The sequence below is a fragment of the Neobacillus niacini genome (genome assembly GCF_000759675.1).
In the GTDB taxonomy this organism is placed as follows: Bacteria; Bacillota; Bacilli; order Bacillales; family Cytobacillaceae; genus Neobacillus; species Neobacillus niacini_A.
This window is the reverse complement of sequence record NZ_BAWM01000027.1, coordinates 1-21860: the sequence shown is the minus strand read 5'-3', so window position 1 is coordinate 21860 and position 21860 is coordinate 1. Positions and strand designations below refer to the sequence as shown.

Annotated in this window: 18 protein-coding genes; 3 read left to right on the top strand and 15 right to left on the bottom strand. The window is 38.0% G+C overall.

Annotated features, from left to right (window positions below):
- Nucleotides 1-381 precede the first annotated feature (381 nt).
- The 7 genes from TR08_RS14585 to acpS all read right to left on the bottom strand — a co-directional run bounded on the left by TR08_RS14585 (nucleotide 382) and on the right by acpS (nucleotide 8860).
- Nucleotides 382-2571: a Tex family protein gene (locus TR08_RS14585; RefSeq protein ID WP_045519274.1), complete on the bottom strand. Its 2190-nt coding sequence runs from the start codon at nucleotides 2569-2571 to the stop codon at nucleotides 382-384.
- A gap of 170 nt (nucleotides 2572-2741) precedes the next feature.
- Nucleotides 2742-3092, bottom strand: a complete 351-nt coding sequence (locus tag TR08_RS14580; RefSeq protein ID WP_034673264.1) for a type II toxin-antitoxin system PemK/MazF family toxin — start codon at nucleotides 3090-3092, stop codon at nucleotides 2742-2744.
- Between the two features lie 4 nt (nucleotides 3093-3096).
- Nucleotides 3097-3378, bottom strand: coding sequence for a CopG family ribbon-helix-helix protein (locus tag TR08_RS14575; RefSeq protein ID WP_045519273.1), 282 nt, complete (start codon nucleotides 3376-3378; stop codon nucleotides 3097-3099).
- A 184-nt stretch (nucleotides 3379-3562) separates the two neighbouring features.
- Nucleotides 3563-4726 carry an alanine racemase gene (gene alr, locus TR08_RS14570; protein WP_045519269.1) on the bottom strand — a complete coding sequence of 388 codons (1164 nt, stop codon included), beginning with the start codon at nucleotides 4724-4726 and terminating at the stop codon, nucleotides 3563-3565.
- 189 nt (nucleotides 4727-4915) lie between these two features.
- The gene (gene ade, locus TR08_RS14565) at nucleotides 4916-6640 is read right to left on the bottom strand and encodes an adenine deaminase (RefSeq protein ID WP_045519267.1); all 1725 of its coding nucleotides are present in this window, start codon (nucleotides 6638-6640) and stop codon (nucleotides 4916-4918) included.
- A 601-nt stretch (nucleotides 6641-7241) separates the two neighbouring features.
- Nucleotides 7242-8252 carry a LolA family protein gene (locus tag TR08_RS14560; protein ID WP_045519265.1) on the bottom strand — a complete coding sequence of 337 codons (1011 nt, stop codon included), beginning with the start codon at nucleotides 8250-8252 and terminating at the stop codon, nucleotides 7242-7244.
- A 257-nt stretch (nucleotides 8253-8509) separates the two neighbouring features.
- Complete coding sequence (acpS, locus tag TR08_RS14555) at nucleotides 8510-8860, bottom strand: holo-ACP synthase (RefSeq protein ID WP_045519264.1); 351 nt, start codon at nucleotides 8858-8860, stop codon at nucleotides 8510-8512.
- A 98-nt stretch (nucleotides 8861-8958) separates the two neighbouring features.
- On the opposite strand from acpS, the gene TR08_RS14550 reads away from it, so the two are divergent.
- Complete coding sequence (locus TR08_RS14550) at nucleotides 8959-9552, top strand: rhomboid family intramembrane serine protease (protein ID WP_045519261.1); 594 nt, start codon at nucleotides 8959-8961, stop codon at nucleotides 9550-9552.
- A gap of 15 nt (nucleotides 9553-9567) precedes the next feature.
- On the opposite strand, the gene TR08_RS14545 is transcribed toward TR08_RS14550, so the two are convergent.
- The 8 genes from TR08_RS14545 to TR08_RS14510 form a co-directional block, all read right to left on the bottom strand.
- A complete protein-coding gene (locus tag TR08_RS14545) occupies nucleotides 9568-11016 on the bottom strand; it encodes a PH domain-containing protein (protein WP_045519259.1) in 1449 nt (482 codons plus the stop codon).
- On the bottom strand, nucleotides 11009-11488 hold the full coding sequence (locus tag TR08_RS14540) for a PH domain-containing protein (protein ID WP_045519257.1): 480 nt from the start codon (nucleotides 11486-11488) through the stop codon (nucleotides 11009-11011). Before TR08_RS14540 ends, TR08_RS14545 begins: the two co-directional genes overlap by 8 nt.
- A gap of 67 nt (nucleotides 11489-11555) precedes the next feature.
- Nucleotides 11556-12515 carry a UV DNA damage repair endonuclease UvsE gene (gene uvsE, locus TR08_RS14535; RefSeq protein WP_045519255.1) on the bottom strand — a complete coding sequence of 320 codons (960 nt, stop codon included), beginning with the start codon at nucleotides 12513-12515 and terminating at the stop codon, nucleotides 11556-11558.
- Nucleotides 12516-12615: 100 nt separating this feature from the next.
- Nucleotides 12616-14049: a DEAD/DEAH box helicase gene (locus TR08_RS14530; RefSeq protein ID WP_441912280.1), complete on the bottom strand. Its 1434-nt coding sequence runs from the start codon at nucleotides 14047-14049 to the stop codon at nucleotides 12616-12618.
- A gap of 286 nt (nucleotides 14050-14335) precedes the next feature.
- Nucleotides 14336-15025 (bottom strand): alpha/beta hydrolase, encoded by a 690-nt coding sequence (locus TR08_RS14525; RefSeq protein WP_045519271.1) that lies wholly within the window; start codon nucleotides 15023-15025, stop codon nucleotides 14336-14338.
- A gap of 75 nt (nucleotides 15026-15100) precedes the next feature.
- Nucleotides 15101-16480 carry a UDP-N-acetylmuramoyl-tripeptide--D-alanyl-D-alanine ligase gene (locus TR08_RS14520; protein ID WP_045519252.1) on the bottom strand — a complete coding sequence of 460 codons (1380 nt, stop codon included), beginning with the start codon at nucleotides 16478-16480 and terminating at the stop codon, nucleotides 15101-15103.
- A 213-nt stretch (nucleotides 16481-16693) separates the two neighbouring features.
- The gene (locus TR08_RS14515) at nucleotides 16694-17776 is read right to left on the bottom strand and encodes a D-alanine--D-alanine ligase (protein WP_045519251.1); all 1083 of its coding nucleotides are present in this window, start codon (nucleotides 17774-17776) and stop codon (nucleotides 16694-16696) included.
- Nucleotides 17777-17905: 129 nt separating this feature from the next.
- Complete coding sequence (locus tag TR08_RS14510) at nucleotides 17906-18682, bottom strand: hypothetical protein (RefSeq protein ID WP_045519250.1); 777 nt, start codon at nucleotides 18680-18682, stop codon at nucleotides 17906-17908.
- A 308-nt stretch (nucleotides 18683-18990) separates the two neighbouring features.
- Here TR08_RS14510 and mgtE point away from each other — a divergent pair, with 308 nt between their 5' ends.
- Nucleotides 18991-20349 carry a magnesium transporter gene (gene mgtE, locus TR08_RS14505; RefSeq protein WP_045519248.1) on the top strand — a complete coding sequence of 453 codons (1359 nt, stop codon included), beginning with the start codon at nucleotides 18991-18993 and terminating at the stop codon, nucleotides 20347-20349.
- A 160-nt stretch (nucleotides 20350-20509) separates the two neighbouring features.
- A complete protein-coding gene (locus TR08_RS14500; RefSeq protein ID WP_045519246.1) occupies nucleotides 20510-21691 on the top strand; it encodes an FtsW/RodA/SpoVE family cell cycle protein in 1182 nt (393 codons plus the stop codon).
- Nucleotides 21692-21860 lie beyond the last annotated feature (169 nt).

The following is a 21860-nucleotide window of genomic DNA, read 5'->3' as shown; positions in this document are numbered from 1 at the left end:
CACCTATAACCCCTATTGGTTACCTCTTTTCCATCTTTCCTTGCTATCCTGGTCACCTATAACCCCTATTGGTTACCTCTTTTCTATTCTCCCTCACGCTCCGGTAACCAATAACCTCTATTGGTTACCACTTTTCTATTCTCCCTCGCTCTCCGGGTAACCAATAACCTCTATTGGTTACCTCTTTCTCTATTCTCCCTCGCTCTTCCACTAACCTATAACCTCTATTGATTACCTCTTTTCTATTTCAATCGGTATTCTGGTCACCAATGACCTCTTTTTCACACTTTCCCTCAGTTACGGTCATCACTAACACTTCATAGCCCCACAAAAAAAAGATGACCACTATGCTAATGGTCATCTCTTAAAAGTATTTATTCCTTATTTAGACGGCGGAAGCATTGTTAAAGCTACTCTGCCCTTTTTCATATCAACGGAGTCAACCCATACAGTTACAACATCACCAACAGCTACAATATCTAATGGATGTTTTACAAAACGATTACTTAGCTTTGATATATGAACTAATCCATCCTGCTTAACACCGATATCTACAAATGCACCAAAGTCTACTACATTTCTAACCGTACCTTGAAGCTCCATTCCAGCACTTAAATCTTCTAATTTAAGGACATCCTTTTTCAATAGAGGACGTGGCAGGTCGTCACGCGGGTCGCGCTCTGGTCTTACGAGTGCATCGATTATATCTTTTAGTGTTAATTCACCGATTGATAGTTCCGCTGATAGTGCTTTTAAATCAAGACCGCCAAGTGCATCTCTTACTTCAGCACTACCTAAGTCATCTGTTGAAAATCCTAGTTTTACTAATAGCTTTTTCACTTCATCATAGCTTTCCGGGTGAATCCCCGTCCGGTCTAACGGCTGCTTCCCATCTAATACCCGTAAGAAGCCAATTGCTTGTTCATAGGTTTTTGCCCCTAAGCGCGGGACTTTCTTTAATTGCACCCGGCTAGTAAACTTCCCTTCCTCTTCCCTTTTCTTCACAATATTGTGTGCCGCGGTTTTGGTTAGTCCCGCAACATATTGCAGTAAGGAGGCTGAGGCTGTATTGACATTAACCCCCACACGGTTTACTGCAGTTTCAACAACAAAATGCAATGATTCCGAAAGGCGCTTTTGGGTAACATCATGTTGGTATTGACCAACTCCTACTGATTTAGGGTCAATTTTTACTAACTCAGCAAGCGGATCCTGTAATCTTCTTGCGATTGAGACGGCACTTCTTTCTTCAACCTGAAAATTAGGAAACTCTTCTCTCGCTAGGTCAGAGGCAGAGTACACGCTAGCACCTGCTTCATTAACAATTAAGTAATAGATTTCTTCTTCCATTTCCTTAAGGATATCAGCCACGAATTGTTCCGTTTCCCTTGAGGCAGTTCCATTACCAATAGCAGCCATCTCTACTTTATAATCACGAAGAATTCGAATGAATTTCTCCTTTGCTTCCTTTGTTTTTGATACGGGAGGATGTGGATAAATGACATCTATTTTTAACACCTTACCGGTTTCATCTACCACAGCAAGCTTACAGCCTGTCCGATATGCAGGGTCAACACCAATGACCACTTTTCCCTTTAATGGCGGCTGCAAAAGTAAGTTACGAAGATTTTCTGAGAAGATATGAATGGCTTGCTCTTCACCCATATCTGTTAGTTCACCTCGAATTTCTCTTTCAATCGATGGCTGGATAAGTCGCTTATAACTATCTTCAATTGCATCTATAACAAAAGCTGCAGCGGGTGAATGCTGGACACGTACCCATTTTCTTGATAGGTAAGAAAGAATTATGTCATTATTCATTTTTATGGATACCCTTAAGATATCTTCCTTTTCGCCTCGATTTAAAGCAAGGATTCGATGTGGAACGATTTTATTTACAGGCTCCTCATATTCATAGTACATTTCATAAACTTTTTTCTCGTCCTTCTCAGCATCTTTTACTGTTGACTCCACTTTACCTGACTTAAAAGTTTCATTCCGAATCCATTTACGACTCTCGGCGTCATCAGAAATCATTTCAGCAATGATATCTTTCGCACCAGCAATAGCTTCTTCCACTGTAAGAACTTCTTTATCCTCAGATAGAAATTGCTTAGCCCTATCCTCAACTGGTGTCATTGGAAATGTTAATAACCATTCCGCTAAAGGTTCCAAACCTTTTTCCTTTGCAACCGTTGCTTTTGTACGTCGTTTTTGTTTATATGGTCGATATAAATCTTCAACCTCTTGAAGCTTTTCAGCTTTCGTTATTTTATGTGTAAGCTCATCGGTTAGTTTACCTTGCTCAGCAATGGTCCGAAGTACTTCTTCTTTCCTTTGCTCAAGGTTTTGTATGTATTGCCAGCGTTCCTGGATATTTCGAATTTGGACTTCATCTAATGCCCCCGTCATTTCTTTACGGTAGCGGGCGATAAATGGCACGGTGTTCCCCTCATTCAATAAAGAGATAACACTTTTTACCTGTTTTTGAGATATGGTTAACTCAGCAGCTACCTTCCCAAGAAGCTGTTCATCTTTTACAACTGTATCATTCACAATATAAACCTCCATTCCTATTACCATATTGTATCAAATTCCCTCAACCGATTCATTACAGGACCGTTTCTTTCCTATTAAATAAAAAAAAAGCAAGCTAAGTAGCTTGCTAAAAGCAGAAACAAATATAAGGTAAGAGCATACGTATAAAAAAACGCTCTTTCTAAAAAGAGCGTGCATAAATACTAAAATTCGATGAGACCTATACTTACTCGCAAGGCTTCATCCACTTTTTCCATCATTTCGTCATCGAGATGTGTTATTTTATCGGTTAACCGCTGTTTATCAATTGTACGAATCTGTTCTAAAAGTATGACTGAATCTCGTTCAAAACCGTAGCGCTTCGCATCAATTTCTACATGAGTGGGAAGCTTCGCTTTTTGAATTTGAGCTGTAATCGCTGCAACAATAACTGTGGGACTAAACCGATTCCCGATGTCGTTTTGAATGACAAGTACAGGACGGACGCCGCCTTGTTCAGAACCAACAACTGGGGATAGGTCCGCGAAATAAACGTCACCACGCTTAACAATCAAGGGATTACCCTCCGCTTACAAGACGTTCAACTGTATGCTCTGCCTCAAATTCTGCTTGAAATGCTTCCGATGCAATCGTTAAATTGATCATTGCCATTTCCATGTATCCACGTCTCATGGATTCGCGAATTTGTCTCTTTTTTCGTTCGCGCAAATACATTTTAGTTGCCTGATAAATAAACTCGCTCCGGTTAACGTTTTCTAATTTTACAAAACCATCTAACTCGGTTAAAAGATGTTGCGGTAATTTTACTAAGATTTCCGTAGTTGCGCCGGATTCAGACACAAACATACACCTCCACCATCACTACACACCATTTTTTCTATCTACCATATTTAATAATACCACTTAATGCCCAACATGCATAGACTAAATATAATACTTCTGTATTATAGGCCAAACAAACTACCTTTTATGCACTAAAATTCCGCATTATCATAAATATGTTTATTTTTCATTATTAGCCCACTTATTCATGAAGAAGATAGTTTTTTAAAACGACAATTTTCCCACCCTGTTTATACAGACGGGGTACTCTATTTGAGATGATACAAGGTACTTCGTAATTGATTGTTTCTAGTTTTCGCGCAATTTCGTTAACGGAAATGAATTCATCATTCTGTTTTCCAATCAACGTAACAGTCGTCCCAACCGGAACAGCATATGGCAATTTCACCATACATTGATCCATACAAATCCTGCCAACAATTGGCACTCTTTTACCCTCAACCAATACTTCCTGCCCTTGGAGTCGACGGATCCAACCGTCAGCATAACCGATAGGAATCGTACCAATCCACTCTTCATCCTCAGTTTCATAAGTAGCACCATAACTTACTTTATCACCCTTATCTAGCTTTTTCACATGAACAAGCCTCGAACGAAGTGAAAAAGCCTCTTTTAGGGGGAATGGGAGCTCATGTTCTATCTCAGGAGAGGGTGTTAATCCATACATAGCAATCCCAAGACGAACCGCATTAAAATTGGCTTTTGAGAAGCGTAAAGCTGCAGCGCTGTTGCTGCAGTGTATATACTTTGGACGTTCCTTTAAAACAGATAACAAATCATGAAATAACTTTATTTGTTTCTCGAAATAAGTAAGATCTACTTCATCTGCTGTTGCAAAGTGTGTAAATATCCCTTCAATTTCAATTCTATCATCGTTTGATATCATTTGCACAACGGCTGCTAACTCTTCCTTGGTTCGGACTCCAATCCTTCCCATTCCAGTATCTAGCTTAATATGAACTCGGAGCATCTTATCCAGCGGAAGATAGGATTGAGCCGCTTTCACCCATTCCATTTGGAACACTGTAATGGTGATGTTAAATTTAACTGCCAGCTCAACATCCTCTGGACGTGTAGCTCCTAAGACTAGAATCGGTGCCTGTATCCCCTTATTCCTTAAGGCAATAGCTTCATCCATAAATGCTACTGCTAAATAGGTCGCTCCCGCTTCCAGTGCACTTTCAGCTACTTGAACGTCTCCATGACCGTATCCATTTGCTTTTACTACTGCTATGATATCCACTTTGGGCGGCAAAAGTTTTTTAACGGAGGTAACATTTGAGAGAATACAATCCAAATCAATCTCTGCCCATGTATCTCTATAGAAAAAGCCCTGCTCTTGCATTTTCTCCACTTCCTACTAACTAAAGTCAATATATATTTTATTTTTACTTTTTGATTATCAAACTAGTTTTATCATATGTCAAATATCATATCTGGGAGTTAAGGAAATTGCTGAGCCTTTAATATTTCCGTTAATACCCTTGTATTATGTTTTTCGAATTGAAAAAGGTTTATGATTTTTTCCATGTATTTATATCCCAATTTTAATATGATTAAAAGAAGTAACATCAAATAGCCCTTTATCTGTAAGTTTTAATTCTGGGATGACTGGTAAACATAAAAATGATAAAATCATAAAAATATTTTGTGAGTGATGGTCTACAATGGTTCCTAGTATTTCATGCATGTATAAAAGTCTTTTAACTGTCACTTCATATGGTTGATCAGACATTAATCCCGCAATCGGTAATTCCACTCGGGCTAAAATTTCACTATTTTTAACAATGACTAACCCCCCTTGTGTGTTATGTAATGCTTCTATTGCTAGGATCATATCATTATCATTCGTACCTGCAACGACAATATTATGTGAATCGTGAGCAACGGTAGATGCTATTGCTCCACACTTTAATTTCAAACCGTGGACAATACCAAGTCCAACATTACCCGTGCTTTTATGCCTTTCACATACCGCCATTTTAAGATAATCCTTTTCTGGATTGCTTAGAAAAACGCCCTCTTTTATATCTACAAAATCAACCCTTTTTCTTGTAATAAGTTTGCTTGGTAATATTTCGATGATATTTGCTTTTTGACCTTCTTTAAGGGGAATTTGCAGCATTCTTTCAGTGATATTTGGAATTTTCACCGAATGCATGATGGATTTTGGAATCTCAACTTGTTCTTTCCTCTGCTGGTTCTCGATGTTAACGATTTTTCCACTTTTGATTACTTTATGAATGGACAAATCAATGAGATTATCCACTATTAGTAAATCCGCTAAATACCCTGGAGCAACAGCCCCCTTATTTTCAATCCCATGGCATTTTGCATTGTTAATAGTAGCCATTTGGATGGCTATCAGCGGGTCTAATCCATTTTTAACTGCTAGTTTTATTGCATGGTTGATTGTGCCTTCATCAACCATTTCATCAAGATGTTTATCATCTGTACAAAAAGAAAATCGAGTACTATTTTTTGAATTTATGCCTGGTAAAATAGCCAATAAATCTTTCGCTGCAGAACCTTCTCTCACCAATACATTGAAACCTTTTCTTATTCGAGTTAAAGCCTCTTTTGCATTTACCGCCTCGTGATCATTGCGTATCGAAGCAATACTATAGATATCAAGCTTATCATCGCTCAACCCTGCAGCATGGCCATCAATGACTAATTTTTTGTTTTTCACCATTTCAATCTTATCCATCATATCTTTTTCGTAATTTATGACTGACGGATAATCCATCACTTCTGCTAATCCAATAACCTCATCATATTCTAAAAGATCTCTTAAATCATTTGAAGTGAGGGTTGCTCCATTGTTCTCAAATTTAGTTGCCGGAACACAAGATGGTAATTTCATTAAAATATCTACCATAGAGTTTTTAGCATCATCTATCATAAATTTGATACCTTCTATACCAGATACATTGGCAATTTCATGTGGATCGGTTACCACGGTTGTGATCCCATGTTTAATGATTGCTCGGGAAAATTCAGATGGCCGAACCATGGTCGATTCAATATGGATATGCCCATCAATTAATCCAGGTATGATGTACTGATTGGATACATCTACTGCCTTTTTGCTCCATTCGAAATTTCCAATCCCAACTATATACCCATTATAGATGGCAATGTCTCCTTTAAAGGTTTCCAGAGAAAAAACATCTACAATCTCTCCATTTTTTAATACTAAATCAACTTCATTAATATTTTGGGCTTTTTCAATTAAGTCTGAAATAATTGCATTCATGATTATCCTCCTCATTATAATAAAAGGCTGTGTTAAATTTGTATGTTGATTTGCGCTCCAGGCACTTCGCTTTCCGCGGGCGGTTCGGGGAGCCTCCTCGGCGCTTAAGCGCCTGTGGGGTCTCCCCTGCCCCGTCCTCCCGCAGGAGTCTTCGTGCCTTCCGCGAAAATCAACAGAGTGCAAATATCAATATTTAGCTTTAACACAGCCTAATAAAAAAAGAAGGTGGATAAGTTATCCTCGCTCATAACTCTTCCACCATACTTATTATTACTTAATTTGAATTAACTAATCGCCTTTTAATATCAGCTAGAGACGGCATTCCTTGCTGAGCTCCCAGTTTCTCTACAGAAAGAGAAGTGGCAGCATTTTATTAAAGAGTGTTTCTTATTTAAGTGACCGTACTCCACTCGAATATTCTGAAACCATATGGTTAGGGGAGAGTGTAAAATTTACTTTTAACACAACCTGAAAGAGGGAAGGAATGCATCGAAGCAAAAGGCCTTTACTAGGAAGACATTAATGGTGTGGGGATAGTATTTGGCATTGTACGCAATTAAAAAGAAAACAGGCCCTTTACAAGAGCCTGTTTCTTAAACTTTTATTTTTCTACATCGCCTTGGACTGTTCTTGCAATCTCAACGAGTTCTTTTTCCGTTAAGTCATTTGAGGCAATCATGTAGTCAACACCATCCATGGTCCAAGTAATCGAACCTTCAGAAACAGCACCAATCGTAACGCCTAGATCAACTAAATCTCCATCCACATAGGTCGGTGATGTAGAGGCTTCTTTTACTGTTACCTTTTCTTGTACAAGTGTAAATGACTTTTCACCTTCGTATGTTAGGACGACACGTTTGCCATTTTCAAGTTTCACTTCTTTTTCATCCACTAACTTTGCTCCTAAGTCGGCTGTCGGATATTTAACTGTAAAAGCAGTGTCCTTACTATCAGCCATTACTGGCAGGTTAAGATCAGCACGTGTCATATTCTTTTTCATATCAAAATCACTGTCATCGAAGCTTGCGTTAAATTTAACCTTAGAAAATTCTACTGTCACAAGAGCATTTCGATCAGGATCCATTACTTTTACAACTGCAGGTGATAAATCTTCTTTGTTTAGTTTAATTTCTTGGATTGGCAGCATACTATTGTTTTGATAGCGGGTTTTTGTTTCAAATACATAATGTTCTTTCGTTGTAGAGAATTTTGCTTCTTTATCTTCAACGATGTCTTTAATTAATGATTCGTATAAATAGGCCTGGCTGCTGTTCTGCGGCCAATCACTTTGAAATTTGAAGCTCTTTTTTAGAGCAGGTGTTAATACAAAAACACCTTCTTTATTCCGTAGAATCATCTGGCTTTGGTCTTTTTCTGTATTTTTTAAATTTACACGGTAAAATGTTGGATCCTTATGCCAAATCTCTACGTTATACACCTGTGAATCGGTACCCATTTTCAACGTCATTTTCGCGTCTACTTTATAACCCGATAAATCATTTAGTTTTCCAGTTAGCTCTTTCACCACATCATCCTTTGACTTAGAGCCACAGGCTGCCAGTAAAAAGACGACCATTAACCCCGTAATAACAAGCAACAACCTTTTCCTCAATTCCTTCAACCCCTTCTTGTCTCATTTTCATATGAATTTAAAGAAGACTTGTCTCTCCCATTTCCCTATGAATATATGAGACAACCTCAAGAAATATGATAAAAGGGTTAAAAGAAATGCAAAAGCGCCTGGAACAGCCCCGACAAGCGCTGGAGGGCCTAACGGTGAAGTCGCTTTTTGACTTCATCGTTAGGATCGAAGCGACTCGAGGGGCTAGGCAGCTTGCGCTAGACAGCGCAAGCTATTTATGATTTTTTCTATTTTTCTTCGATGATGACCTGGGCTACGGCATAATCTCTACTATGCGAGATGGAAATAAAGCAGGTTATTTCGGGCTTGGCAATAAAAGGCTTACCTAAAGAATCTGTTTCAATTTCAATATCCAGGAAAGATAATTCCTTTCCAATTCCCGTTCCTGCTGCCTTCGAAAAGGCTTCTTTAGCAGCAAACCTTCCCGCTAAAAATTCAATTTTCCTTCTTTCAGGAAGCTGTTCAAACGTTTGTTTTTCATTTTCAGTTAGTATTCGATCAATTAATTTTCTTTGTCTAGTGACAATCTCTTCAATCCTGGAAAGTTCAATAATATCAATCCCAATCCCTTTAATCATGCTCAGGTATCCCTTCTATTTAAATTAAACAATGCATAATAGTACAACAAGACCAAATTTCAGTCTATTATATAGATAAGTATACTCAGGAGGTTATTATGTTTACGAGAACAGAAAGTTTTCGCGAATTTATCCGTTTTTATCCAGTTGTTTCTATTATTATCGCCATCCATTTCCTATTATATCTTTTTACTGCCTTACCTATTTTTCCAAACTTTTGGTTTAAAGCCACTTTATCAGGAGTAAACCTCTATATTACGGAAGGTGAATATTGGCGGCTGGTTACTCCCATCTTTATGCATGACGGATTTACTCATGCTTTATTCAACAGCTTCTCACTCGTCCTTTTTGGCCCAGCACTTGAAAGGATGTTAGGTAAAGGTACATTCGTATTGGTCTATCTTGTTTCTGGGATCCTAGCTAATGTAGCTACACTGCTACTTGAACCTTTAACCTATGTACATGTTGGTTCAAGTGGAGCCATCTTTGGATTATTCGGTTATTATATTAGCATTATTCTCTTCCGTAAGCATATGCTCTCTCAGCAAAACTCGCAAATCATCCTTACGATTTGTGCCCTTAGCTTGATTATGACCTTTTTACAGCCCAATATTAATATTACCGCCCATATATTCGGCTTATTAGGTGGATTTTTACTAGGAGCCATTTCTTTTAATAAAAAAAGGGATTGAGCCATAAATTTCGGTTCAATCCCTTATTTTGGCTTCCCTCGAAAACCAAGAGTAGACCTTTTTCACATCCATTCGGTCCATATCGATTACACGGCCCCCAGCACCCCCGAAACCAACTTTCACAAAAGCCTCTAGTGTTGCCAGCTCTTTCCTTCTCTGAAAATAACTTTCTTTCAATTCTAGACTTTGAATTTTATTTCTCTTTATAAACACAGTGGTACGGACGATTGTTCGGTATCGAAGACTCAATTGCTGCTCTTCCAAACTCCAGCCGGCGTCCATATATTTTAATACTCCCCAAAATGTTATTAGGGTAAGAATAATCAATGAAAGAAGACCCCAAACCTTTAGAAAAACAATGGAAACCACAACGATTGGAACAATAATAAACCAGCTCCGAAAAATATAACGGATCATCGCTCTTTTAGGAACGGGAGTAAAACTTGATGTGAATTGATAATCTGTAAGATATTGCCCCAAAATTTGTTCTATGGTATCCAACTTAACAAGTGGAAGCAGCAGTACCTTCGAACCTTCCTTATTACTTGCTGAACCACCAGCACTTTCAACGCTAACAGACCCGTAACCAAGCCATTGACGGACAATATTTTCATTAATCCTTATTGCTTGAATTCGTGTTAAAGGAATCGTAATCTGTCTTTTTTCTAATAGACCTTGAGAAATAACCAAATCATGTTCAGTTTTGGTGACATTGAAATTTGCATATTTCAACATCGTTCCAAAAAGAGCAATAATCCAGGCTGCCACAAAGCCAACAAAAACAAGCAGGGCAATTATAATCATATTACTCACTGCCCATTGTTCGACTCCACGAAATAATCTTTCATAGGGAATAAAATCATCTAACTGTGACAAAAAAGCCAATACCGCTGAAATGACAACCCCTACCCCTCCTGAGGTAAGTGATAATAAAATCAACTGTGAAGTAGTAATTTTATAGACTGTATGATTAGGAACTTCCTGAATATATTCTATATCTTCTTGAACAGAAGGGTTTTTAGCCGCAGCAACATATTCTTGAATATAGCGCGCCTCTTCTTTAGAGATTGCTGAAAGAACAGCCTCAGCTTCATCAGTCCCACTTCCGCCCGCTGTTTCAATTTGAACCTTCACCATCCCACATAAGCGCTGAAGGATTCCTTCTGAAATATCAAGACTTTGGATACGTTCCAATGGAATATACCTTTTCTTGCGAACAAAAACACCATATTCGATCCGAAGTTCATTCTGCTCTAACCTATAGGTATAGCGCAGCCAAGAAAGAATACTTACTAGAATAATTCCAATGATAGCAATAGCGGAAGCCCCAAAAAGCAGCAGCTTTCCACCATCTCCTTTATTCCAGATAAAAAACAATGCTATAAATGTAAAAATAAAATCCTTAATTCGCTTACCGATCGTCAACACGATCACAATGGGATGAAGCCTTTTCGGTTCAGACATCTTCATCGGCCACCCTTGCAAGATTAGAAATAAAGCGCCTTAATTCTTCCGCCTCGCTCTCTTCTAATGCAGGAATTTCATGAGCTGTTGCTGCTGTATTAATAATGACAGAAGCCAATTGATATTTGCGTAAAATAGGTCCCTGAACTGTATCAACATGCTGCACTCGAATCATTGGGACTAGTGTTCGCTTTACAATGAAAATGCCTTCCTGGAGTTCAATTTCCTCGTCTCTAACATCATATCGCCAACACCGCCATCTTAGTGACGGAAATAAAAAAATGATGAAATAAGTAGAAATAAGTTCGATTCCTAATATTAAAACTGAAATCCAAAATGGACCTTTAAAAATATGTAGAAAGAAAATAGCCACCGCTGCTAAGATCCAGCTAATTACAATCTTTATCGCCCCAGAGATTCTCCATACTGTTAATGCCTTTGCAGATATTCGTTTTTGCGGCTCTAGTATCATATGCTCCCTCCCATTCATTGCCTTTCTCTAAGTATACACGGGAATCCAGGAAGACACATCATCGTTATTAAACTGTAAAGCTAGAGTGGCCTATTACATTAATTCCGTTCCTACCTTGTAAATCCCTCATCAGTTGAAAGAGGGCCCCATCCTTTTGTTTGGCTTCTATCATACAATGTACCTCAGGAACGGTTCCTTTTATCGCGTATAGGAATTCCAAAAACATTTCTGGATCTACAAAGTCTGCGTGGGACCTATATTCCTTTGCCGATCGCGGACTAGAAATATGCATTTTTATAGGGAGTGGAGATGCCTTCCACGTGTTGACTATTCTTTCCCAGTCTTCCTGCCAGACCTCTACTTCATGATTAGCCAAATGATGGTGATAATCAAATACCATTGGGATTCCTAACTTTTCACAAAGGTATAATGTTTCTTTAAGAGTAAACGTTGTATCGTCGTTTTCAAGCATAATCATTTTTTGAATGGCAGGTTGGATATATCCCCAATTATGAATAAACTGTTCCAGCGCCAGTTCCTTATCCTCATAGCCGCCGCCTACATGAAGAACACAACGATGTTCTGTATCTATCCCCATCCCTTTAAGCAGCTTCCTGTGCATCAAAAGTGTCTTTAGCGCATTCGTGAGTATCTCCTTGTTCCGTGTATTAAGTACAACAAAATGGTCAGGGTGAAAATCAATACGCATTGGGTGCACTTTTAGATAGTCACCAATCTTTTTTAAAGAATCTTTCAGCGGTTTCATATAATCCCAATCCTGCAGCTCCTCGTGGTTAGCCAATGGGATTAGCCGGGAACTTAGTCGAAAGAAATGAATTTGATTTCCAACATTGTGTTTTAGTAACCTTAGGCAATTATCTATATTTGACTCTGCTATTCGCTCTAGCTTACGAATAGCAGCATCGCGGTCTTTTATCTTGCTAAATTGTGCAAACGTCATTGTTTGAGAAGGTGACGCATTTTGAAGCTCCAAACTCATCGCAACATATCCAAGTTTAACGATCATCCTAATCACTCCTAACATGCTGTTACCATTACTGTTCCCAATTCACACCTGTAAAATAAAAAGAGAGCATTGGACATTATGCCCATGCTCTCTATCATTATTATCGGTTAAAGCTTCTTGGTTTTGATTTTCCAGATGTACGCTTTTCACCTGTTCTTGGCTTAGCAGGTGCTTTTTTGCGATCGCGTTCGCCACCACGCGAAGAATTATAGCTTCTATTGTCATCTCTTCTTCTACGGTCACGATCTTGAGGCTTTCTGTCTCTTTTAGTGTGAAGCGGTGATTCTTCTGTTAACTTAACCGGTGTCTGATCAGGTTCTTTAACTAACATTTTTAATACTGCAGCAACAACAGTTGAAGCATCATTTTCTTCAAGTAGTTCTTTAGCCGCAGCCTTATAATACTGAAGATTATTTGATTCAATCGTTGCAACAATTTTATCAACTACAGCACGTTGTTGACCTTCCAACGCTTCATCTAATGTAGGAGGAGTCATTCTTTCCATCTTACGTTTCGTTGTTCTTTCCAAAACAGCTAGGTAAGATTTTTCACGTGGTGTAATAAATGTTAGTGCCATACCAGACTTACCTGCACGTCCTGTACGTCCAATACGGTGCACATAGCTTTCAGGATCCTGTGGGATATCAAAGTTGTAAACATGCGTAACGCCAGAAATATCGAGACCCCTTGCAGCAACATCCGTTGCAACAAGTACATCAATTGTACCTTCTTTAAATTTACGCAGTACTTGAATACGTTTCGCCTGTGTTAAATCTCCGTGAATCCCTTCAGCAGTATAACCTCTTAAGGTTAATGCTTCAGATAATTCGTCGACACGGCGTTTTGTACGTCCAAAAATTATCGCTAATTCTGGTGATTGAATATCAAGAAGTCTTGTTAAGACATCGAATTTATTCTTTTCCATTACTTCAAGGTAATATTGTTCAATCGCAGGAACAGTCATTTCTTTCATCTTTACACGAACAATTTGCGGGTCTTTCATGAACTTCTCTGCCATTCTTTGAATTGGCCCAGGCATTGTTGCTGAGAAAAGTAATGTTTGGCGCTCCGCTGGTGTTGAAGCAAGAATAGATTCAATATCTTCAATGAATCCCATATTTAACATTTCATCCGCTTCATCAAGAATTACAGTGTTAACTGTATCTAAACGCATGGTTTTTCTATTAATATGGTCCAAAACACGTCCTGGAGTACCCACAATAATATGTGGAGCTTTCTTAAGTGAACGAATCTGACGACTGATATCCTGTCCGCCGTAGATAGATAAAACGCGAACTCTTTTACCAGATCCAATTTTATAAAGTTCTTCCGATACTTGAATCGCAAGCTCACGTGTTGGTGCGATTACGATACCTTGAATCGCATCCTTGCTCACATCCACTTTTTCAACTAAAGGGATACCAAATGCAGCTGTTTTACCAGTTCCTGTTTGAGCTTGCCCGATCAAATCCTTATTTGCTAGGCCCATCGGAATTGTTTCTGCCTGGATTGGTGTTGCTTCCTCAAAACCCATTTTAAGGACAGCTTGTAAAGTTGCCTGACTTAGGCCTAAATCTTCAAACTTTGTCAATGTTTTCATTCTCCTTCATTTATATAAAAATTTTATCTATGTGCTGAATACTTATGATTCGCATCAAAATGACGTAACTAGGTAACATCTTTATTTTACCAAAAAAAAGACATCCCTCCAAAGGAGTATGCCCTATTTCATTCGTTCTTTAGACACGTTGCTGATAATCATAACATTATTACAAGTTAATTGCAATTAATGCGGTTTTTTAACGAGTCCCATATTAGCATTACCGCTCCATCAAAAAGTCATAAACTTGGGAAAATAGGGCCTCTTTTTCCTCACAGTGACAAATATGATGGCTAGAATCCTTAATATACGTAAGCCTTTTTGTTTTTGCACTAATTGTCCGATATAAGTATTCAGCACTTTTAGGAGGGACGATTCCGTCACATTCTCCCTGTGCAATTAGCGTTGGCACTTCTACCTGAGGGAGAAGTGGTTTGATGTAAGAAACAAGTCTGCGAAATTGAAAAGTCGCTTTTATGGGAGTTACTTTTATTTTTCTTTTGTAGCGCTGAAAAAATTCATTGTTTACTAAGTTTCCTTTAAATAAGTCAACAATCATCGACTTAATTTCATTTGCCATCTGTTTGGGGTTAAGGTAATAAGCAGCTGCGCTAAGTAGTACAAGCTTGTCCACAGGGTATTTTGCAGCTAGAAGACTTGCAATCATGCCACCCATAGAAAACCCAATCACATAAACTCGATCACATGTTTTAATCAATTTCTTTAATTCAGCCTCTGCATGTTCAATCCATTGTTGATAGTGGATATCTTTTAGTGAAAGATTTTCGCCATGACCAGGAAGAGTCGGGACACTGATTATCCAGTCCGTATGCTTTGTTAAATACTCAGTAAGCGGTTCTACTTCATATGGTGCCCCTGTAAAGCCGTGAATACATAAACAGCCAATCATGTTCTCTCCACCTGCTTTGCTTTGAAAATAATTATTTTTCTTTAGTGTTCCATTAACAGCATTTAGCATACGGTCTTATTTTTGTTGTAAGGCTGTTACAATTTCCTCAAGTTTCATTCCTCTTGAAGCCTTTACAAGAATTAATGTTTGGTTATTTACATGCTGCTCTAATACTTGAATCAATTCATTTTTATCCATAAAAGAAAAAACTCTTTGTTTCCCTAGGCTGGAACGTGAACCTTCAGCAATATGTTCTGCTAACTTTCCAAAGGTAAATAACAAATCGATTTTATCAGGATTTAAACTCTTACCAATTTGCTGATGATATTGTTTTTCCAGTGGTCCTAATTCAAGCATATCACCAAGAACTAGAATAATTTTCTCGTAACCCTTAAGGTTTGATACAAGTTCAATTGCCGCCATCATCGAGGTAGGACTAGCATTATAGGCGTCGTTGATAATCTTTTCTCCGTGAACCCCTTCAACTAGCTCCATTCTCATATTCGTTAATTTAACATTAGCTAAACCCGCATTCATTTTTTTAAATGGCACATCAAAGTAATGAGCAATAATCATGGCAGCAAGGGCATTTAATATATTATGAGTTCCTAATACAGGAAGTTCGAAGTTTTCCGAAGACTCATTGATTTTAAACATATTTCCTTGTTCCAGCTGAATAATTTCTGTAGGGAAAAAGTCATTTGTATTCGTTCTCCCAAATGTTTCTACGTTAACATTCCCTTTATATTTATTAATCCGTTCCATCAAAAGCGGCTCATCTCCATAAAACACCGCCAAACCACCATCTTTTAAACCTTGCAGTATTTCTAGCTTTGCTTCAGCGATCCCTTCTCTTGATCCGAGGTCAAGAAGGTGTGATTCTCCGATGTTGGTAATAACTACCGCATCTGGAGAAGCAAGTTTTGTAAGGAATTCAATTTCCCCTCTTCCACTCATGCCCATTTCTAAAACAGCAATTTCCGTATCCTCATCCAAACCTAAGACCGTTAAAGGCAAACCAATATGGTTATTATAATTTCCTTCTGTTTTTTGAACTTTATAGGTGGTGGAAAGCAGGGAAGCGGTCATATCCTTTGTTGTGGTTTTCCCGTTACTCCCTGTAATACCTACTACTTTTACTTGTAACTGTTTGCGATATTCTCTCGCTAATTCCTGTAATGCCACTAAGCAATCTTCAACAATAAGAATCGGTAAATGCATGGGCGGATTTGGGACATCGCTTTGCCAAAGTGCAGCGGCTGCTCCCTTTTTTAGTGAATCCTCTACAAATTTATGACCATCCGAGTTTTCCCCTTTAAAAGGAATAAACAAATTTCCCACTTCTATTTTTCTTGAATCGATCGAAACACCAGTAATTTCTGTATCAGCAAATGAGGTAATCTCATTTTTGACTGAAATCATATCCGATATCTGCTGTAATGTTCTTTTTATCATGTTAATCCTCCAGTTGGGAATTTTATTAGAAAAGCGTAAGCGCCTTCGGAACAAGCACATCTTGTTCCTGCGAAGATTAATCTAAGGAGATTTCCTTAGTGCCCAGGGGCTTATGACCCCGAGCCCCTAGGCGCTGTAGCTAGCCAATTCTCAAAGTTGATAATTAATATTATCTTTAAATAAAGACACGGCTCCCAGCCGTGTCATTGTATTCTAGAAGGTATATTTTATGTTTTGTTTTTCAGCATGTCTTTCTTTAGCAAGATTAACTAGGGTTTCAATCAACTGTGGATACTCAACACCTGTATGCTTCCATAACAGCGGGAACATGCTAAATGGCGTGAAGCCCGGCATCGTATTCACTTCATTAATTAACGCCTTACCGTCCTTTGTTAAGAAGAAGTCAGCACGAACAAGGCCTGAGCAATCTAACGCTTTGAAGGCTTGAATAGCCATCTCTTTAATTTGTTGATACTCTTCTGCAGTAACGTCTGCAGGGATGATTAGAGCCGTATCACCATCTTCATATTTCGCTTTATAATCATAAAAATCCTTCTTGGGAACAATTTCACCCGCAACCGAGCACTCCGGCTCATCGTTCCCAAGTATTCCTACTTCGATTTCACGGGCTATGACACCTTCTTCAATAATCACTTTACGGTCAAATTGGAAAGCTTCTACAAATGCCGCTTCTAGTTCTGTTCTATTCGTACATTTACTAATTCCTACACTTGAGCCTAAGTTGGCAGGTTTTACAAAGCAAGGGTAACCAAGTTTCTCTTCCACTTTTACATAAACAGACTCTTTCGCCTTTTCCCATTCCGCTTTAATGAAAGCAACATAATTTACTTGCGGGAGACCGGCCTCCGCAAATACATTTTTCATCATTACTTTATCCATGCCAGCCGCTGAGGCTAATACACCATTGCCGACATATGGAAGGTTTAACAATTCCAATAATCCTTGTACCGTTCCATCCTCACCATTTGGTCCATGGAGCAGTGGAAAAATCACATCCAATGGTTCGTGATTCTGTTTTTCGTTGTTTTGAAAAAGTGATGGTGCTAATGTTAAAGGTGATAACTGATTTTCATTTGAAAATTCTAATGCTTTGACGTTTTCTACTGGCGCATTAAGCTGCGGTCCCTTTATCCATTGACCTTCTACATTTATGTAAATCGGATGAATTTCATATTTTTCAAGATCAAGCGCCTTGATTACTGCAAGTGCTGTTTGTAATGATACTTTATGTTCAGCGGATTTACCGCCGTATAATAAACCAATTTTCGTTTTCATACTAAACCTCCATTTTCGCATTTCACGATTTTATTTTATCACTTTTATTATTTTATGAAACATACAGCTTGGATAAAAACTCCCTATTATCACTAACAAAAAGAAAATCTCCCCATGGAAATGGAGAGATTAGATAACAGTAAGCTTCCATTCTTTTGTTTTTTTATCAAAGATGATTTTAGCATGGCAGTTTTCACCTGCAATTTGTTCATATTCCTCGTACATATCATCCATCGAATCAAAATCACCAATCACCCAGATAGGAATTTCCAACCTGTTGCGCTGATGGTCTACATCCCGTAATGAAATACAAATGCCCTCTTTTATAAAAGGAGTTAAAGATAGGAGAATCTCCTTATTTATTGGTGGATAGATTCGTTTTTTCCTGAGTCCAAGAAGTGACTTTTCAAGCTTTAACTCTCCAATTTTAATGGAAAGTGCGTGACTTAACAGATGAAAAAAATCCTTAAAACTTCGATAATATATTTTATTAAAGAATCCATCGTCATGAGCCAAATAAACAAAACGATTTCCAAGCTTATTATAAAATGGCAGTTTTAAATGTTGCTTTTGATGTCCCAAATATAATATTTCCGCTATTTCCTGTCCTGTGAGTTCATTTAATCCTTCTTCTTCAACAAAGTCAATCCAGCAAAAATCACCGTAGCCATATATATCTTCAGCAGCTAATCTTTTAATTCTCTCATCGGGACAATATTCGAGCAGAGTATGCATATTAAAATCACCGTCATCAAAGCGATGTTTTAATAGTAACAAATGATTCAATGTACCCGAAAAAGCAGCAGCAAATTCAGCAAATTCAATACCGTAGGATAGTGCATACTGATCATTTTGATTTAAGTGGACATAGACAAGATCCTGTATGTCTTGATGATGCTTTTTCAAAGCCAAACTCCTCCGATCAGGAAAAATAAAATCTATGATAATGAGTAAGAAAAGCACTCATTTCGATGCTCACCAATATTAACCAATCCTTTATCATTTTATCATTAATAGTCCAAATAGCTTATTTCAATTCTTTTACAATTCTAAAGATATTTGTGATAATCTTGAAACAGTTAGCTTGATTCTTTTATGAATAACACATACTAGATTAAACTCCATACTAGTATAACAGCAGTATTATCAACAAATCATTTTTTACATACATGTATAGAGAGATTAAAACGCACCGTTTGAAAGGAGCGTGCTAGATGATTAAAGATATGACGCAAGACGAAATTACTCTCCATATTATAAAATTATTAAAAGAAAACAAAAAGGCAGACTTTATTACCATCCTCGAAGAATTACAGCCATATGATACAGCAAAAATATATGAGGATTTACCTGAAAAACATAAACTCCGTTTTCTTTTATTTTTAAATTTTGAAGTCCTCGCTGACCTAATGCAGGAACTTGAAAAAGAAGAACAGCTTGAGGTATTAAATAAACTTGGGATTGAGAAATCCAGTAAAGTCCTTGATTTAATGGACAATGATGACCTAGCCCTCCTACTGGATGAACTATCACCAGAGAAAAAAGAATCTCTCCTCTCTGGAATGAAGGTAGAAGAGTCTAAAGCGGTTACTGATATCATGAATTATCCACCTGAAACAGCTGGAAGAATGATGACCAATCGTTTTGTGTGGATTCGAAGTTATTATACGGTAAGAGAAGCCGTGGATAAGTTAAAAACGTTTGCTGGGTTTGCTGAATCCATTAACTACCTGTACGTGGTCAATGAAGAGAGAAAATTGGTTGGTGTTGTTTCTTATCGAGATTTACTGCTAGCCGATCTCAATGAAAAAATTAATACGATAATGTATGAACGCGTGATTTCTGTTTCGGTTACCACCGACCAAGAAGTAGTAGCCCGAATGACGGAACGATACGATTTCCTAGCAATTCCTGTAGTAGATGAGGGAAATATGCTTGTTGGTATTGTAACCGTCGATGACATCATTGATGTCGTTATTAAGGAAGCAAATGAAGATATAGAAAAATTATCTGCTTCTGGGAAATCCATCGACTTTGATACAAAAATGTTTGTGGCTGCTGCAAGGAGGCTCCCTTGGCTAATATTGCTTTTATTTATCGGGCTCATATCCGGCAGGATTATCAGCAGCTTTGAAAATACCTTAGAGCAGGTCGTCGCCATTGCCTTTTTTATGCCAATGATTGCTGGAATGACCGGGAATACTGGAACTCAATCACTAGCAGTTGTTGTAAGAGGACTAATTTCTCATGATATTGATAAAGGAATCATCCTGCGCTTAATTGCCCGTGAACTTGGGGTCGGAGTGACAATCGGGATTACCTGTGGGATTCTTATTTCCATCATTGCTTATATTTGGCAGGGAAGTTTTATCTTAGGCGCAGTCGTCGGTGTTTCACTTTTCTTTACTCTCATTATTGGCACATTGGCTGGTACCATTATTCCACTGATTTTATTCCGTTTAAAAATTGACCCAGCTGTTGCCTCTGGTCCGCTAATTACGACGATTAATGATATTTTTTCTTTACTCACCTACTTTGGAATCGCAACAATGTTTCTAAACTATCTCATGTAAGCACGGTCTTCGACCGTGTTTTATTTTTTTATGAAACAAATTCTCAAGTAGAATCGTCATAATAAATAGGTTTTGTAATTAATTTCCTAAATATATTGTTACCAAATCTTTTCTTTGTTAGCATATCACTATACAAACAGACAAAAATTGGGTGTGGCATATGGACAATTTTACAAAAAAAGTGGATCGATTTGATTGGACGTTAACATTAATTCTGTTTCTATTTTTCATTGTTAGTTGTTTAGGAATTTATAGTGCACAAACAGCTGGACAGTACGATGAAAATTTCTTAGTCAAACAAACTTTCTGGTATGTTGTTGGAGCAGCTATCATTTCTATTACCATTCTTTTTGACGGCTATCAATACAAGCGGCTTTCTTGGTACTTGTATGGATTTGGACTTATTTTACTTATTGGTGTCCTTGTTGCTCCTGAAAGCATCGCTCCAATCAGAAACGGTGCAAAAAGCTGGTTTATCACTCCTCTTGGTTCCATTCAACCATCAGAGTTTGTAAAAACATTTCTAATCTTAGCCCTTAGCCGTGTCGCAACCCAACATCAGGAAAAGTATCTTGTAAAAACACTTAAAAGGGACTTCTGGTTATTGCTTAAATTAGGGATTACAACGTTCGTTCCAATCATCTTTATTATGAAGCAAAATGATCTAGGCACTTCTCTCGTCTTATTATCCATATTAGTGGGATTTATTTTAGTTTCAGGGATCACATGGAAAATTATTTTACCAATCTTCAGCACTGGTGCTTCACTTGCAGTTTTCATTATCTATTTAGTCGTGCAAAGACCGGATATACTTGAAAAGTATTTACAAGTACAAGAGTACAAATTTAACCGAATTTATGCTTGGCTCGACCCGTTTAATCATTCAAGCAGCTCAGGCTATCACCTGCTGAAATCATTAAGTGCTATTGGGTCTGGGCTGATTACCGGAAAAGGGTTTGGCAATCGTGAAGTATATATTCCTGAAGGACACACTGATTTTATATTTAGTGTAATAGGTGAGGAGTATGGTTTTGTAGGCGGCAGTATTGTTATCGGTCTTTTCTTTCTATTAATTTATCACTTAATTAAAACTGCTTTAGATACGAATGATCCGTTTAATACATATGTGTGTACAGGAATCATCTCTATGCTTACTTTTCATGTATTCCAAAATGTCGGTATGACCATACAGGTACTTCCGATTACTGGTATTCCCTTACCCTTTATCAGCTATGGGGGAAGTTCATTGATGGGTAATATGTTTGCAATGGGACTCGTCTACAGCATTCGCTTCCATCATCGTAATTACATGTTCTCATCGTCAAGGTCTTTAAGTAGTTAATAGAGGAGCAGCGGATTTCCCGCTGTTTTTATTTCTTTGGCTGTGTTAAGGAAAATGATGATTTATCTCACTCAGTTGATTGGAGCGGGAGGACGGGGCTGGGGAGACCCCACAGGCGCTTTAGCGCCGAGGAGGCGGTTAGTACCCGCGGAAAGCGAAGTGCCTGGAG